Source organism: Streptomyces sp. NPDC045287 (genome assembly GCF_056432325.1).
Genome location: NZ_JBWKJG010000006.1, coordinates 263,425 through 277,091, shown reverse-complemented (window position 1 = coordinate 277,091; position 13,667 = coordinate 263,425). Strand labels below are relative to the sequence as shown.

The window sequence follows — 13,667 nt, the reverse complement described above, 5'->3', positions numbered from 1 at the left end:
CCCGGTGCCCGGTGCCCGGTGCCCGGTGCCCGGTGCCCGGTGCCCGGTGCCCGGTGCCCGGTGCCCGGTGCCCGGTGCCCGGTGCCCGGTGCCCGGTGCCCGGGTGCTCTACGCCCGGCCCCGCCGCCCGGCGAGCGCCCAGAGCGCGACACCGGCCGCGGCGAGCACCACGTGCGCGAACAACGGATGGTCCCGCAGCAGCGGCACACCCCCCACCAGGTGGCGCGTGAAGCCCATGAACGCGAACCAGCCGCCGGTCAGTTCGCGCAGGACCCCGCACCCACCCACGGCGACCAGGACCGTGCCGAGCAGTTCGAGGATCTTCTTCATGCCGTCGATCCTCGGGCACGCGCGGCCGGCGGCGCCTCCACCCCCGGGATGAGCCTCCCGGTGATGAGCCTCCCGGTCCGGAAGTCCGCGCCTCCCCGACTTCGGTAGCCGGCCGCGGAGACCGGGCGGTTCCCCCCGCCCGGCCGCGTGGCGCGGAGCGCGTGGTCGCCGCCCCGGCCGGCCCCGTGCCCGACCCCACCCGGAACACCCGGCAGCCGGCCCCCAGCCGCCTCGCGGCACCCGCGCCACCGCCTCCGGCGACGGGGAGGCCGTCCCGGGGCGGCACCGGCCCGTGCCGCGCCGGCGGAACGGCTTCCTCCACGGCGGGACCCCGCCGTACGCGGCGGACCGCGCCGCCACCTCCGCGGCGGGCACCGCGCCCGGCACGGCCGTGCCGCCCGCCGTGCCGGGCGCGGTACCGATCGCCGTGCCGCCCGCCGGTCCCTCCCGGGGCTGAGCAGCCGCGCCCGGCCGGCCGTCCCCGGCCGTGCGGACGAGGGGGTCGCGGCGGCACGCCGCCCCCGGACCGGACCCCGGCACACCCGGTGGCCGCCCGCCGGAGCCCCATGACCGATACTTGGGCGGTCGGGAAGGGACGAAACGCCCACCCCCGCAGCGGCAGGACCACAACGGACAGCAGGAGGGCACGGACTCGTGGCAACGGTTCGGACAGGAGTACGCGCGGTCGCCGCCGTGCTGGCGGTGGCACTCGGAGTGACCCTGACCGCCTGCAGCGCCACCGGCGGCAAGCGCGCCGAGGACGCCAGGAAGGCCGCCGCGGCGGCCGCCGAGGGCCGGGCCAACGTCACCACGCCCCGCTGGACCTTCGCCATGGTCACCCACTCGGGCGACGGCGACACGTTCTGGGACATCGTGCAGAAGGGCGCCCGCCAGGCCGCAGCCAAGGACAACATCAACTTCCTGTACGCCCACAGCGACGAGGGCCAGCAGCAGGCGCAGCTCGTCGACTCGTACGTCGACAAGAAGGTCGACGGGCTGATCGTCACCCTGGCCAAGCCCGACGCGCTCAAGGCGTCCGTCGCCCGGGCCGTCGCCGCCGGGATCCCCGTCATCACGGTCAACTCCGGCTCCGCCCAGTCCAAGGCGTTCGGCGCCCTGGTCCACATCGGCCAGGACGAGACCGTCGCCGGCCAGGCCGTCGGAGACGAGCTCGACAAGCGCGGTCGCAAGAAGGCCCTGTGCGTCCTGCACGAGCAGGGCAACGTCGGCCACGAGCAGCGCTGCGCCGGGGTGCGCGAGACCTTCGACGGCACCCTGGAGAACCTGTACGTCGACGGCACCAACATGCCCGACGTCCAGGCGTCCATCGAGGCCAAGCTGCAGAGCGACCCGGCCCTCGACGCCGTCGTCACCCTCGGCGCGCCCTTCGCGGACGCCGCCGCCCAGGCCAAGCGCACCGCCGGCTCGAAGGCCGAGATCGACACCTTCGACCTCAACGCCAAGGTCGCCGCCGGCCTCGACAGCGGCACCCTCGGCTTCGCCGTCGACCAGCAGCCCTACCTCCAGGGCTACGAGGCGGTCGACCTGCTCTGGCTCCACCGCTACAACGCCGACGTCCTCGGCGGAGGCCGTCCCGTCCTCACCGGCCCGCAGATCATCACGCGCGAGGACGCGCCCGCCCTCACCGAGTACACCCGGCGGGGGACGCGATGACCGCGACCGCCCCGCCCGCCGAGCGCGGCCCCGCCCGCGACGAGCGGCTGCTGCCCGCCTCCCCCCTGAAGAAGCTCCTCGCCCGCCCCGAGCTCGGCTCGGTCGTCGGCGCCGCCGCCGTCTTCGTCTTCTTCGCGCTCGTCGCGGACGGCTTCCTGCGCCCGGCCAGCCTCGGCACCGTGCTCTACGCGGCGTCCACCATCGGCATCATGGCCGTACCCGTCGCCCTCCTCATGATCGGCGGCGAGTTCGACCTGTCGGCCGGCGTCCTCGTGACCTCGTCCGCGCTGGTCTCGTCGATGTTCAGCTACCAGATGACCGCCAACGCCTGGGTCGGCGTCGCCGTGTCCCTGTTGGTCACCCTCGGCATCGGGTTCTTCAACGGCTTCGTGCTCACCCGCACCCGGCTGCCCAGCTTCATCGTCACGCTCGGCACGTTCCTGATGCTGACCGGCCTCAACCTCGGCCTGACCAAGCTCATCAGCGGCACCGTCTCCACCAAGACCATCGCCGACATGGAGGGCTTCGCCTCCGCCCGCGCCCTCTTCGCCTCCGAGGCCACCCTCGGCGGCGCCACCCTCAAGGTCACCGTCCTGTGGTGGCTCGGCCTCGTCGCCGTCGCCACCTGGATCCTCCTGCGCACCCGCTTCGGCAACTGGGTCTTCGCCGTCGGCGGCAACGCCGACGCCGCCCGCGCCGTCGGCGTCCCCGTGCGCCGCACCAAGACGCTCCTCTACATGGGCGTCGGCTTCTGCGCCTGGGTCTCCGGACAGCACCTGCTGTTCTCCTTCGACGTCGTCCAGTCCGGCGAGGGCGTCGGCAACGAGCTGATCTACATCATCGCCGCCGTCATCGGCGGCTGCCTGATCACCGGCGGCTACGGCTCCGCGATCGGCGCCGCCGTGGGCGCGGTCATCTTCGGCATGACCAGCAAGGGCATCGTCTACGCCGAGTGGAACCCCGACTGGTTCAAGTTCTTCCTCGGAGCGATGCTCCTCCTCGCGACCCTCCTCAACGCCTGGGTCCGCAAGCGGGCGGAGGCCACCTCATGACGACCCCCCTCGTCGAACTCGACGGCGTCAGCAAGCACTACGGCACCGTCCGCGCCCTCCAGGACGTCTCCCTCCAGGTCCACGCCGGGCAGATCACCTGCGTCCTCGGCGACAACGGCGCCGGCAAGTCCACCCTCATCAAGATCATCTCCGGGCTGCACGCCCACGACGCCGGGACGCTCCGCGTCGACGGGGAGGAGACCACCCTCTCCTCCCCGCGCGAAGCCCTCGACCGGGGCATCGCCACCGTCTACCAGGACCTCGCCGTCGTCCCCCTCATGCCGGTCTGGCGGAACTTCTTCCTCGGTTCGGAGCCCACCACCGGAAAGGGTCCCTTCAAGCGCCTCGACGTGGCCCGCATGCGCGCCACCACCCGCGCCGAGCTCCTCCGCATGGGCATCGACCTGCGCGACGTGGACCAGCCCATCGGCACCCTCTCCGGCGGCGAGCGCCAGTGCGTCGCCATCGCCCGCGCCGTCCACTTCGGCGCCAAGGTCCTCGTCCTCGACGAGCCCACCGCCGCCCTCGGCGTCAAGCAGTCCGGCGTCGTCCTCACGTACGTGGCCGCCGCCCGCGACGCCGGCCTCGGCGTGGTCCTCATCACCCACAACCCGCACCACGCGCACCTCGTCGGCGACCGCTTCGTCCTGCTCAAGCGCGGCGCCATGGCCGGCAGCCACACGAAGGACTCCGTCACCCTCGACGAGCTCACCCGGCAGATGGCCGGCGGCAGCGAGCTGGAGGCCCTGCGCCACGAACTGGAACGGGCACCGGCTCCTGGCAGAATCGACGACGGCGGGCACCGTCCGCCGCCGGACCCGCAGCGCGCCCGGCCCACCGACCGGCAGGGACGACAGGACCCGTGAGCACGCACCGCGACACCCACCGCGTCACGGAACGCGGCACCGTCCTGCGCACCGTCGGCAGCCGCGAGCGGCGCTCCCACCTGACCGCCCCCCGCGTCCCCACGGTCGGCATCGACATCGGCGGTACGAAGGTGATGGCGGGCGTGGTCGACGCGGACGGCTCCATCCTGGAGAAGATCCGCGCCGAGACCCCCGACAAGTCCAAGAGTCCCAAGGTCGTCGAGGACACGATCGTCGAACTCGTCCTCGACCTGTCCGACCGGCACGACGTCCACGCCGTCGGCATCGGCGCCGCCGGCTGGGTCGACGCCGACCGCAGCCGCGTCCTGTTCGCCCCCCACCTCGCCTGGCGCAACGAACCCCTGCGCGACTCCCTCCAGGCCCGGCTCGCCGTCCCCGTCATGGTCGACAACGACGCCAACACCGCCGCCTGGGCCGAGTGGCGCTTCGGCGCCGGCCGGGGCGAGGACCACCTCGTCATGATCACGCTCGGCACCGGCATCGGCGGTGCCATCCTGGAGGACGGCCGCGTCAAGCGCGGCAAGTACGGCGTCGCCGGCGAGTTCGGCCACATGCAGGTCGTCCCCGGCGGCCACCGCTGCCCCTGCGGCAACCGCGGCTGTTGGGAGCAGTACAGCTCCGGCAACGCCCTCGTCCGCGAGGCCCGCGAGCTCGCCGCCGCCGACTCCCCGGTCGCGTACAACATCATCGAACGCGTCAAGGGGAACGTCCCCGACATCACCGGCCCCCTCATCACCGAGCTGGCCCGCGAGGGCGACGCCATGTGCGTCGAGCTGTTCCAGGACATCGGCCAGTGGCTCGGCGTCGGCCTCGCCGGCCTCGCCGCCGCCCTCGACCCGTCCTGCTTCGTCATCGGCGGCGGCGTCAGCGCCGCCGACGACCTGCTCATCGGTCCCGCCCGGGACGCCTTCCGCCGCAACCTCACCGGCCGCGGCTACCGCCCCGAGGCCCGCATCGCCAAGGCGGAGCTGGGCCCCGAGGCGGGCATGGTCGGGGCCGCCGACCTCGCCCGGCTGGTCGCCCGCCGCTTCCGCCGCGCCAACCGGCGCCGCGTCGAGCGGTACGAGCGCTACGAGCGGTACGCGCAGGCCCTGCGGGCCGGAGGCGCCCGCACCAGGAGCACCACCGAGGAACCAGGAGCATGAGCCACACCGACACCCGCACCGACCCCGCCACCCCCGCGCCCACCCCGGCCCGAACCCCCCCGGGCCCCGCGGGCGAGACCCGCGGCCAGACGGTCCGCCGCCGTTGGTTCACCGCCCTCGTCATCGTCCTGCTCATCGGCATCCCCGCCGGTTACCTGGCGATCTCCGCCGAGCAGAGCCGCTCCAGCGGACGCGACAAGGAGGCCGAGTCCTCCGTCACCGGCCTCCAGGACAGCTGGCCGTCCAAGATGAAGCGCCGCGTCTTCGAGGTGCCGATCCCCGCCCGTTCCCGGGACGTGGCCTACTTCGAGACGAGCAACTGGAAGTCGAGCCGGCTGTACGTCCAGTTCACCACCACCGGCGCCGGGCTCGACGCGTTCCTCGCCGACAGCGGCACCAGCCGCGCCGCACTCCGGGCCGGCGGCGTCACCGTCAGCGACCGCGACGCCGGCGTCGTCGGCTGGACGTTCCCGCCCGACCGCCACTGGTCCGGCACCACCCACCGCCAGGACCGGCCCCGGCCCACGCGGGACATCACCGTCGACCTGACCGACCCGGCCGTGCCCCGCGTGTACGTCGTCTCCACCGCGACCCCCTGACCCCGCCGTCCGGCCCCCGGTCCCGTCGGCCGGGACGCTCCGGCGGGACCCACCGCCGTACCCCGGACCTGCGCTTCCGCGCACGCGGAAGGGCGGACGCGGCGGCGGGCCCGGGGCGTGGTCCCCGCCGAGCAGGGCACGGGGCCGTCGGCGCGCCCGGCCCGGGCGGGGTGCCCGGGCCGGACCGGGGTGGTCGGCGGGCTCAGTGGACGTAGGGCCAGCCCGCCGAGTCGTAGGCCAGCCAGTTGATGCCCAGCAGGGACGCCCCGCTGTCGGCGTAGTAGTGGTACGCGAGGATGTCGCTGTCGGTGTCGGTGAACACGTCCTGGTGGCCGGGGCCGTGGACGCTGCCCTGCCCGGCCAGCACTTCGGTGCCGCCGCCGGAGGTCATCGGGACGCCGTTGCGGTCGTGGTAGGGGCCGGTGACGCTGGTGGAGCGGCCGACCATGACCCGGTAGGTGCTGGCCGCGCCCCGGCAGCACAGGTCGAACGAGACGTAGAGGTAGTAGTACGCGCCGCGTTTGACGATGGTCGGGGCCTCGATCGCGCCGCCCCCGCGTCCGGCGAGGGAGTGCAGGGCGGTGCCGGTCCGCTTCCCGGTGGACGGATCGATCTGGATCATCTTGATGCCGGACCAGAAGGAGCCGAACGACAGCCACCAGCGGCCCCGGTCGTCGACGACGAGGTGGGGGTCGATGGCGTTGAAGTCGTCCGACTGCCGCGACTCGATCACCAGGCCGTGGTTGGTCCAGGTGCCGGCGTTGCCGCTGGGGCTGGTGGCCAGGAAGATCCCCGACCGGTTGGACCCGAAGGTGGAGGCCGAGTAGTACATGTAGTACCGGCCGTTCTGGTACGACAGGTCCGGTGCCCAGAGGTTGCGTCCGCCGGCGGTGTAGGTGGTGGTCCAGGGCGCTCCGCCGGGGAAGGCGGCTCCGGCGTTGCGGAAGGCCGTCCGGTCGGTGGAGGTCTTCAGCGTGATGTTGTCGCCGGTGTGGGCGACCAGGTAGCTCCCGTCGGGACGCTTGACGAAGCTGGGGTCGTGCACCCCGATGTCTCCGGTGACGTGGCCGGGGTAGGGGTAGGCGGCGGCAGCCGGGACGTCGGCGGCGGCCGGGACGTCGGCGGCGGCTCGCTGCCCGGTCGTACCGATGAGGGACGTCAGGGTCAGTGCTCCTGCGGTCGCGAGGACGCCCAGGAACCGGCGCCGGGGCGGTCGCGCGGACCGGTTCACAGATCGCTCTGTCACGGGTGTGTCTCCTTCTTCCGCGGTGGGGGGAGGGGATGGGGGCATCGCACGAGCTGCTCCGATGCCGGTGCCGAGGCCGGTTCCGGCGGTGGGGACCGCCGGGCTCACGCCGGGGCATGACCGGACGAGGCTGGTGGTTCGCGGAGGGCAAGGCCGTCCCACGCCGGGTGGTGGAGCAGGTGAGCGGTCCGGCGCCGCGGCTTTCCCGAGGGTTCGAACGACCGCGGGGTGCAGCGGCTCGTTCGATATATCGAATGAGAGTCGACTTCTCGGACGTGAAGATAGGGAGCGGGCCCGGGGGCGTCAATGCTCCGCGCACGGAAAACCCGAGGGTTGCGACAGCGCCGCCCGCGTGCGCGGCCCCTGACTCGGGGGCCGGCCTGCCACGTCCTTCGGCACCGCGGCGCCACCCCTGCGCGGATCCGGAAGGGGACCGCTTGAGGCGGACGGAGCCGTCGGCGGTGACGGCCGGACGGCCGGAGACGCCCACGACCAGAGGGCTTCAGTCTGGGTGCCGGGCAGGCGGAGACCGTGCGCCGGCTTCCGGGTCCGGCGGGGGCGCCCCGTACCCCGTACCCCGTACCCCGCGTCCCCGACCGGCGACCCGTCGCCGGACGAGCCGACGACCGCCCCGGCGGCCCCGGGCGCCTCCGCGTCCCCGGCGTGGCCGCACCGGCCCCTACGGCACCACCGGCCCGCTCCCGGAAGGCGGGTCGAGGAGGTCCTCGGGCGTGGGGATCCCGAGGGCCGCCAGGAGTTCCCGGGCCTGGTCCCCGTACCGCCGGGCTTCCCGGTGCCTGCCGGCCGCGCGCAGGGCGCGGTGGGCCTCGACGGCCGCCCGCATGTGCCCGTAGCGGTCGGAGCAGGAGCGGGCGAGCTCGGCGGCGGTGGTGGAGTGGTCGATCGCCGCATCGAGGTCGCCGTTGGCCCGGCACGTCTCGGCGAGGTCGGTCAGGGCGGTGCAGCGCAGGCTCGGTTCCCCGATGCGCTCGGCGGTCTCCAGGGCCCGCCGGTGGTGTTCCACGGCTTCGCGGTGGCGGCCCCCGTGCCGGAGCACGGCGCCCAGGCCGGTCAGGGCTTCGGCCTCGCCCCGGCGGTAACCGATCTCCCGGTGAAGGGCCACGGCCCGCTCCAGGTGTTCGCCGGCCGCGGCGGGGTTGCCGAGTCCGAGGTGGACCCTGCCCAGGTGTTCCAGGGTGTGGGCCTCGCCCCGCCGGTCGCCCACCTTCTCGAAGAGCCTCAGGGAGTGGCCGAAGTCGGCCAGCGCCTCAAGGTGGCTGCCGAGCCTGAGGTGGCACAGGGCGAGGTTGCCGAGCGCGTTGGCTTCGCCGCGCTGGTTGCCGAACTCACGCTGGAGGGACAGAGCCAGTTCGAAGAGGCGTTTCGCCTCCGCGTACCGGCCCCTCCAGATCTGGGTCGCACCGAGGTTGGTGAGCGTGCTGGCCTCTCCGAACCGGTTGCCCACCTCCCGGTGGAGGGGGAGGGCCCGCTCGTTGTGGCCGACGGATTCCTCGTACCGCCCCGCCAGGTGGAGGGCGACGGCCAGGCTGGTCAGCGTCTCGGCGTGCCCGTACCGCTCGGCGCGGCCGGTGGTGGCGGCGAGGGCCGCCTCATGGGTGGCGATCCAGTCGTCGAGGTGGCCGCGCAGGTAGAAGAAGCGCCACAGCGTGTGGCTCAGTCGCCAGGCGTGTCCGGGGAAGCCGTGCGCGGCGGCGTGGAGGACGGCGGCGCGGAGGTTGGCGCGTTCCTTCTCCAGCCAGCGCAGCGCGTCGTCGTACCCGCTCGGCTCGGGCAGCGCGAGGCCGGGGCTCGCGGGGTCGAGCGGGGTGGGGCGGCGGTTCGGGTCCAGCAGGTGCATGGCCCTGGTGGCCCCGTGCAGATACCAGTCCAGCAGCCGCACCAGGGCCGTTCGGCGCGTTTCCTCCGCGCCTTGGGCCGCGTGCTCCGCGGCGTAGTCGCGCAGGAGGTCGTGCAACTGCCAGCGGCCCGCGGCGTTCCGGCCGATCAGGTACGTGTGTTCCAGCCGGGCGAGCAGTCTCTCGGCCTCCCGCGGGGTGTCGCCGGACAGGGCCGCGGCGGCGGAGGTGTCGAGATCGGGCCCCGGGTGGAGGCCGAGTAATCGGAACATGCGGCCGGTCGGCCCGTCGAGCGCCTCGTACGACAGGGTGAACGCGGCCCGCATGGCGGCCGTGGGGTCACCGGGGATCTCCAGGGCCGTCAGTCGGTCGCGACGCAGCTCGGCGCAGTACTCGGCGAGGGCTTCGTGCGGCCGGGCGGCCAGATGGGCCGCGGCGAGGCGCAGCGCGAGGGGGAGGTGCCCGCACAACGCGGCGACCTCGGCCAAGGCGTCGCGGTCCTGCCCCGCCGCGTGCCGCACGCGGTCGCGGCCCAGGAGTTCGGTCAGCAGCGTGCGGGACTCGGGCTCCGACAGCAGGCCGACCTGGACGATGTGCGCGTCATGCGACGCAGCGAGGCCGTAGAGGGCGGTGCGGCTGGTGATGACGACGTGGCACGTGTCCGTCCCGGGCAGCAGGGGGCGCACGTGGTCGGCCCCGGTCGCGTTGTCGAGCACCATCAGCAGCCGCTTGCCCGCCACCAGCGAACGGAACAGGGCCACCCGCTCGTCCAGTTCCCGGGGGATCCGCTCGGCCGGCGTGCCCAACGCGCGCAGGAACCGGTGGAGCGCCTCGGCCGCGGACAGGGGGTCCGCGGAGTATCCGCGCAGATCGGTGAACAACTGCCCGTCGGGGAAGGCCGCCGCCGACCGGTGCGCCCACCGCACCGCCAGGGCGGTCTTGCCCGCCCCCGCCGGTCCGCACAGCGCGGTGAGGGCCGCGGTGTCGAGCCGGGCCAGTACGTCCTGTCTGCCCACGAAGACGGTGAGATCGCGCGGTAGCTGCCGCGGCAGCGGACCGTCCGGGAGGGAAGGGGCGGGTGGGGCGGGCGGAGCCGATGGGGTGGCGGGCGCCGTCGCGGACGCGCGCTCGGGAGAGGGCGGCATGAGGCCGGGGTCGGTCCGCAGCATCCGCCGGTGCAGCTCCCGCAGGTCTCGCCCCGGTTCGATCCCGAGCTCGGCACGGACGCGTTTGCGTACGGTGTCGAAGTGGGCGAGGGCCTCGGCGCCGCGCCCGCACCGGTACAGCGCGAGCATGAGCTGGGCCGCCTGGCGCTCCGCGAGCGGGTGTTCGGCCGCCACCTTCGCCAGTTCGGGGACGATCTCCTCGTGGTGGCCGAGCCGCAGCTCCGCGTCGTGGAGCCCGCCCCACAGGCCGAGCCGTTCCTGCCCGAGGGCGGACCGCATCCGGTTCGCCCAGTCGCCTCCCACACCGGCCAGCGCCTCCCCGCGCCAGAGGGCCGCTGCCTCCCGGTAGAGGCGTACGGCGCGCGCGTGGTCCGACCGCTTGGCGGCGTCGGCCGCGTCCGCGCACAGGCGGCGCACGGAGTGGACGTCGATGTGCTCGGGGTCGACTTCGAGGAGGTAACCGCCCGACCGGCTCAGAAGCCTGCCGCGCGGGTCGGAGGACCCGGTCTTCTCCAGGAGCCTCCGCAGTCGGGCGACGTAGCTGTGCAGACCGGCCCGGGCCGCCGGCGGGGGACCGTCCCCCCACACCCGGTCGATCAGGCTCTCCACGCTGACCGGCTGGTTGGGGTGGAGGGCGAGGACCGCGAGGACGCACGACTGCTTGGCGGGGCCGGCCGGTGTGCTCGCGCCGTCGGCCAGGCCGATGTCGACCCGGCCGAGCAGCCTCACCACATGGGGGGACCCGGAGGGCCCCGTGGGATTCCGTCCATCGACCATGGGGTCATCCGACAGGAGGGTGACGGCGCTCACAAGGCCGTTTTGAGCAACGGTACGGAGTCGTCCGCTCCACCGCGCGGGGACGGCGGCCACCCCGCCCGCGGCGGGGGCCGGTTCGGGGAAGCGCCCGGTGGCGCCCTGCTCCCGTCTGCGGCGGACCCCGGAGGCCGCGACCGTGTCTCCCCGGCGCCGCGAACGGGCCCGGTCGGTCGCCCCGCGGCCGGCGGCCACGGCGTACGGCGCCTTCCCGCGAGGGCGCGCCCGTGCGGACGGCGGGACCGCCCGCACGGGCGCCGGGCGGGTTCGGGGAAGGAGGCCGAGCGCCTCCCGCGACTTCGTGCCCGGCATCGAGAAGGCGCCGGTGGGCGGCGCGGCGGCCGTGGAGGCGGCGGAACCGGTGCCGCCGAGGGGCGCCCGCGCGGGGGCGGTCGCCGGCTCCGCGCCCCCCGGACGACCCGCCGACCAGGGGGAACCGCCCGCGCGGGTGGTCGCCGGAGGCGGCGGGGCGGAGGGGCCGCCTCGGTCACGGGGCGGGGGAGGAGCCCTGCCCCGTGACGGTGAGGGCCGCGGCCGGACAGACCCCGGCGGCGAGGCGGACGGCCGCGTGCTGCTCCCGCGGCGGCCGAGCGTCCAGCAGGAGGACCAGGCCCTCCTCCTCGTCCTGGTCGAAGACCTGGGGGGCGGTCAGGGCGCACATCCCGGCGCCGAGGCAGCGGTCGCGGTCGGCGTGGACGTCCACGGGATCAGCCTTCGTCCCAGGTGACCGGCAGCCGGTGCACGCCGTAGACGTTCATGTTCGTCCGCAGGGGCACCTCCTCGGCCGGCACCTCCAGCCGCAGCGTGGGGAACCGCCTCAGCAGCGCGGGCAGGGCCACCGTCATCTCGACGCGGGCCAGTTGCTGGCCCAGGCACTGGTGGATGCCGTGTCCGAAGCCCAGGTGCCCCGTGGCCCTGCGGCGCAGGTCCAGGACGTCGGGGTCGGGGAACCGCCCCGGGTCCCGGTTGGCGGCTTCCAGCGAGAGGGTGACGCTCTCGCCCGCCCTGATGAGCCGTCCCTCCAGTTCGACGTCCTCCAGTGCGGACTTCACGTTCGTGTGGGCGACGGTCAGGTAGCGCATCAGCTCCTCGACGGCCTGGGGGGCGAGGTCAGGGTCCGTGCGCAGGGCGTCGGCCTGGGCCGGGTCGGTGAGGAGCGCGAACGTCCCGTGGGCGATCATGTTGGCGGTGGTGTCGAGCCCGGCGGCGAGCAGGAAGCCCCCGACGCCGACCAACTCCTCGTCGGTGAGGTCGGAGTCCTGGGCCAGGTCGCCGAGCAGGTCGTCGGAGGGGGCGGTGCGCTTGGCGGCGACCAGCTCGGCCATGTACTCCTGGAGCCCGGCGGAGGCGGCGTGCCGGTCCTCGGGCGTCGCGTCCATGGACATGAGCGTGTGGGCGTGCTCCTGGAACCGGTCGCGGTCGGCGTAGGGCACGCCGAGCAGTTCGCAGATCACCAGCGCGGGGAGGGGACGGGCGAACGCCTCGACCAGGTCGGCGCCCGGGCCGTGGCGCTCCATCGCGTCCAGGTGCTCGGCGGTGATCTCCGTGACCCGCTCGGAGAGCCGCCGCATCCGACGGACGGTGAACTTGCCCGTCAGGAGCCGTCGGAAGCGGGTGTGCTCGGGCGCGTCCATCCCGGTCATGTCACCGACCGGGGCGGGCGGCAGCGGGCCCTCGGGGCCCCCGGGGAAGGGGTGGTGCATCAGCTCGTACCGCGAGCTGAAACGCGGGTCCCCCAGGATCGAGCGGACCGTGGAGTAGCCGGTGGCCAGCCAGCCGACGTGCCCGTCGGGGTACGTCATGCGGGCGAGCGGCCTCTCCTCGCGCAGCTTCGCCAGTCCGGCGGGCGGGTCGAAGGGGCAGCCGGCGGCGCGCTGCGTGGGGAGCGTGACGGGCTCGGCGGTCCCGGGGCGGGCCGACGGTTCGTGCTGCATGGTGTCCTCCGTGGAGAGCGACGTGCGGTGAACTGTGAGGTGCGGTGCGCAGGAGTTCGCGGTACGCAGGTGGAGCGGTGGCGCGTGGCGCGGGAGCGGGGAGGGCGGCTAGCAGGCCCAGCCCCGGTGGCTCCGGCCGTGACGGGACGCCCGGCCGGCCGGTCGGGCCGATCCGCAGCCCGGCTCCAGGGCGACGGCCACCGCCCGTAGGAGCCAGGCGTTGACGGACAGGCCCTCCTGGCCGGCCGCGTCCTCCACCCGGGCCTTGAGGGGCGCCGGGAGCCGGAAGTTGACGCGGGCCGTGCTGCCTTCGTCGCCGTCCGCCAAGGATGGCGCCATAGATATCGACGGTGGCGCCATTGATGGCGCCATGGAGGGTGCGGCCTCGTCGGGAGCCTCCGGGGCAGGTGGCGCCGTCACCGTGAACTCGGGATCGAGCCCCCGCAGTCGCACCTCCACCGAGCCCGGGGCCAGCTCGCGGGTGATCTCCCGCGAGGCGGTGGAGAGCGCGTTGAGGAGGGTCAGCCGGGCCGTCGACTCCAGAGGAACGGCCAGCCGTTCGGCCAGTGCCCGCACTTCGTCCCCGCCGATGCTCGCGGCGACCAGCAGCTCGCGGCGGAGGTGGTCGACGTAGGGGGTCAGGTCCATGGAGAGAGAGTGGCACCACTGTGGTGCCATTTCAAGTCCGTTTGGCGTCGAATGGCGTCTTGTGGTGCCATCAGTGTCATCGCTGAGAGCCGGGAATGCCGTCGCACCCGCCGCCCCTCGGCCGGCGCCCTCGGCGGCCGGTCGGTCCCGTTCCCGGGGCGGGTCACGGCGGATCCGCCCGGACGGCGCTCGCGCGAGCCGCTTCCCGCACGCCGCGAACGGCGCGGCGCCGGAGGTGGGGAAAGGTCGCCGATGCCATGCTGCAAGCGCTTACAGTTGAGGAACCATCCAGTTTCCAACGATCCGGTCGCTCCCGA

At 74.4% G+C, this 13,667-nt stretch carries 11 protein-coding genes; 5 read left to right on the top strand and 6 right to left on the bottom strand.

The features are described 5' to 3' along the window. Positions 1 to 108: 108 nt before the first annotated feature. A complete protein-coding gene (locus tag AC07D6_RS13220; RefSeq protein WP_479043942.1) occupies positions 109 to 330 on the bottom strand; it encodes a hypothetical protein in 222 nt (73 codons plus the stop codon). Positions 331 to 984: 654 nt separating this feature from the next. Here AC07D6_RS13220 and AC07D6_RS13215 point away from each other — a divergent pair. The 5 genes from AC07D6_RS13215 to AC07D6_RS13195 are packed head-to-tail and all read left to right on the top strand — an operon-like array spanning position 985 to position 5,687. Then, positions 985 to 2,004 carry a sugar ABC transporter substrate-binding protein gene (locus AC07D6_RS13215; protein ID WP_315877839.1) on the top strand — a complete coding sequence of 340 codons (1,020 nt, stop codon included), beginning with the start codon at positions 985 to 987 and terminating at the stop codon, positions 2,002 to 2,004. Beyond that, positions 2,001 to 3,056, top strand: a complete 1,056-nt coding sequence (locus tag AC07D6_RS13210) for an ABC transporter permease (RefSeq protein WP_315877838.1) — start codon at positions 2,001 to 2,003, stop codon at positions 3,054 to 3,056. Before AC07D6_RS13215 ends, AC07D6_RS13210 begins: the two co-directional genes overlap by 4 nt. Further along, the gene (locus AC07D6_RS13205) at positions 3,053 to 3,922 is read left to right on the top strand and encodes an ATP-binding cassette domain-containing protein (protein WP_315877837.1); all 870 of its coding nucleotides are present in this window, start codon (positions 3,053 to 3,055) and stop codon (positions 3,920 to 3,922) included. Before AC07D6_RS13210 ends, AC07D6_RS13205 begins: the two co-directional genes overlap by 4 nt. Then, on the top strand, positions 3,919 to 5,088 hold the full coding sequence (locus tag AC07D6_RS13200; RefSeq protein ID WP_315877836.1) for an ROK family glucokinase: 1,170 nt from the start codon (positions 3,919 to 3,921) through the stop codon (positions 5,086 to 5,088). The genes AC07D6_RS13205 and AC07D6_RS13200 overlap by 4 nt, the downstream gene beginning before the upstream one ends. Beyond that, entirely contained in the window at positions 5,085 to 5,687 is a 603-nt protein-coding gene (locus AC07D6_RS13195; protein ID WP_315877835.1) for a hypothetical protein, read from the top strand. The genes AC07D6_RS13200 and AC07D6_RS13195 overlap by 4 nt, the downstream gene beginning before the upstream one ends. Positions 5,688 to 5,889: 202 nt before the next feature. Here the strand turns inward: AC07D6_RS13195 and AC07D6_RS13190 are convergent, their stop codons facing one another. The 5 genes from AC07D6_RS13190 to AC07D6_RS13170 form a co-directional block, all read right to left on the bottom strand. Beyond that, positions 5,890 to 6,933, bottom strand: coding sequence for an arabinan endo-1,5-alpha-L-arabinosidase (locus tag AC07D6_RS13190; protein ID WP_479043938.1), 1,044 nt, complete (start codon positions 6,931 to 6,933; stop codon positions 5,890 to 5,892). Positions 6,934 to 7,612: 679 nt separating this feature from the next. Further along, positions 7,613 to 10,732, bottom strand: a complete 3,120-nt coding sequence (locus tag AC07D6_RS13185) for an AfsR/SARP family transcriptional regulator (protein ID WP_479043936.1) — start codon at positions 10,730 to 10,732, stop codon at positions 7,613 to 7,615. A gap of 523 nt (positions 10,733 to 11,255) precedes the next feature. Beyond that, positions 11,256 to 11,471: a ferredoxin gene (locus tag AC07D6_RS13180; protein ID WP_315877832.1), complete on the bottom strand. Its 216-nt coding sequence runs from the start codon at positions 11,469 to 11,471 to the stop codon at positions 11,256 to 11,258. Between the two features lie 4 nt (positions 11,472 to 11,475). Beyond that, entirely contained in the window at positions 11,476 to 12,702 is a 1,227-nt protein-coding gene (locus AC07D6_RS13175) for a cytochrome P450 (protein WP_479043933.1), read from the bottom strand. 108 nt (positions 12,703 to 12,810) lie between these two features. After that, a complete protein-coding gene (locus tag AC07D6_RS13170; RefSeq protein ID WP_479043931.1) occupies positions 12,811 to 13,350 on the bottom strand; it encodes a hypothetical protein in 540 nt (179 codons plus the stop codon). Positions 13,351 to 13,667 lie beyond the last annotated feature (317 nt).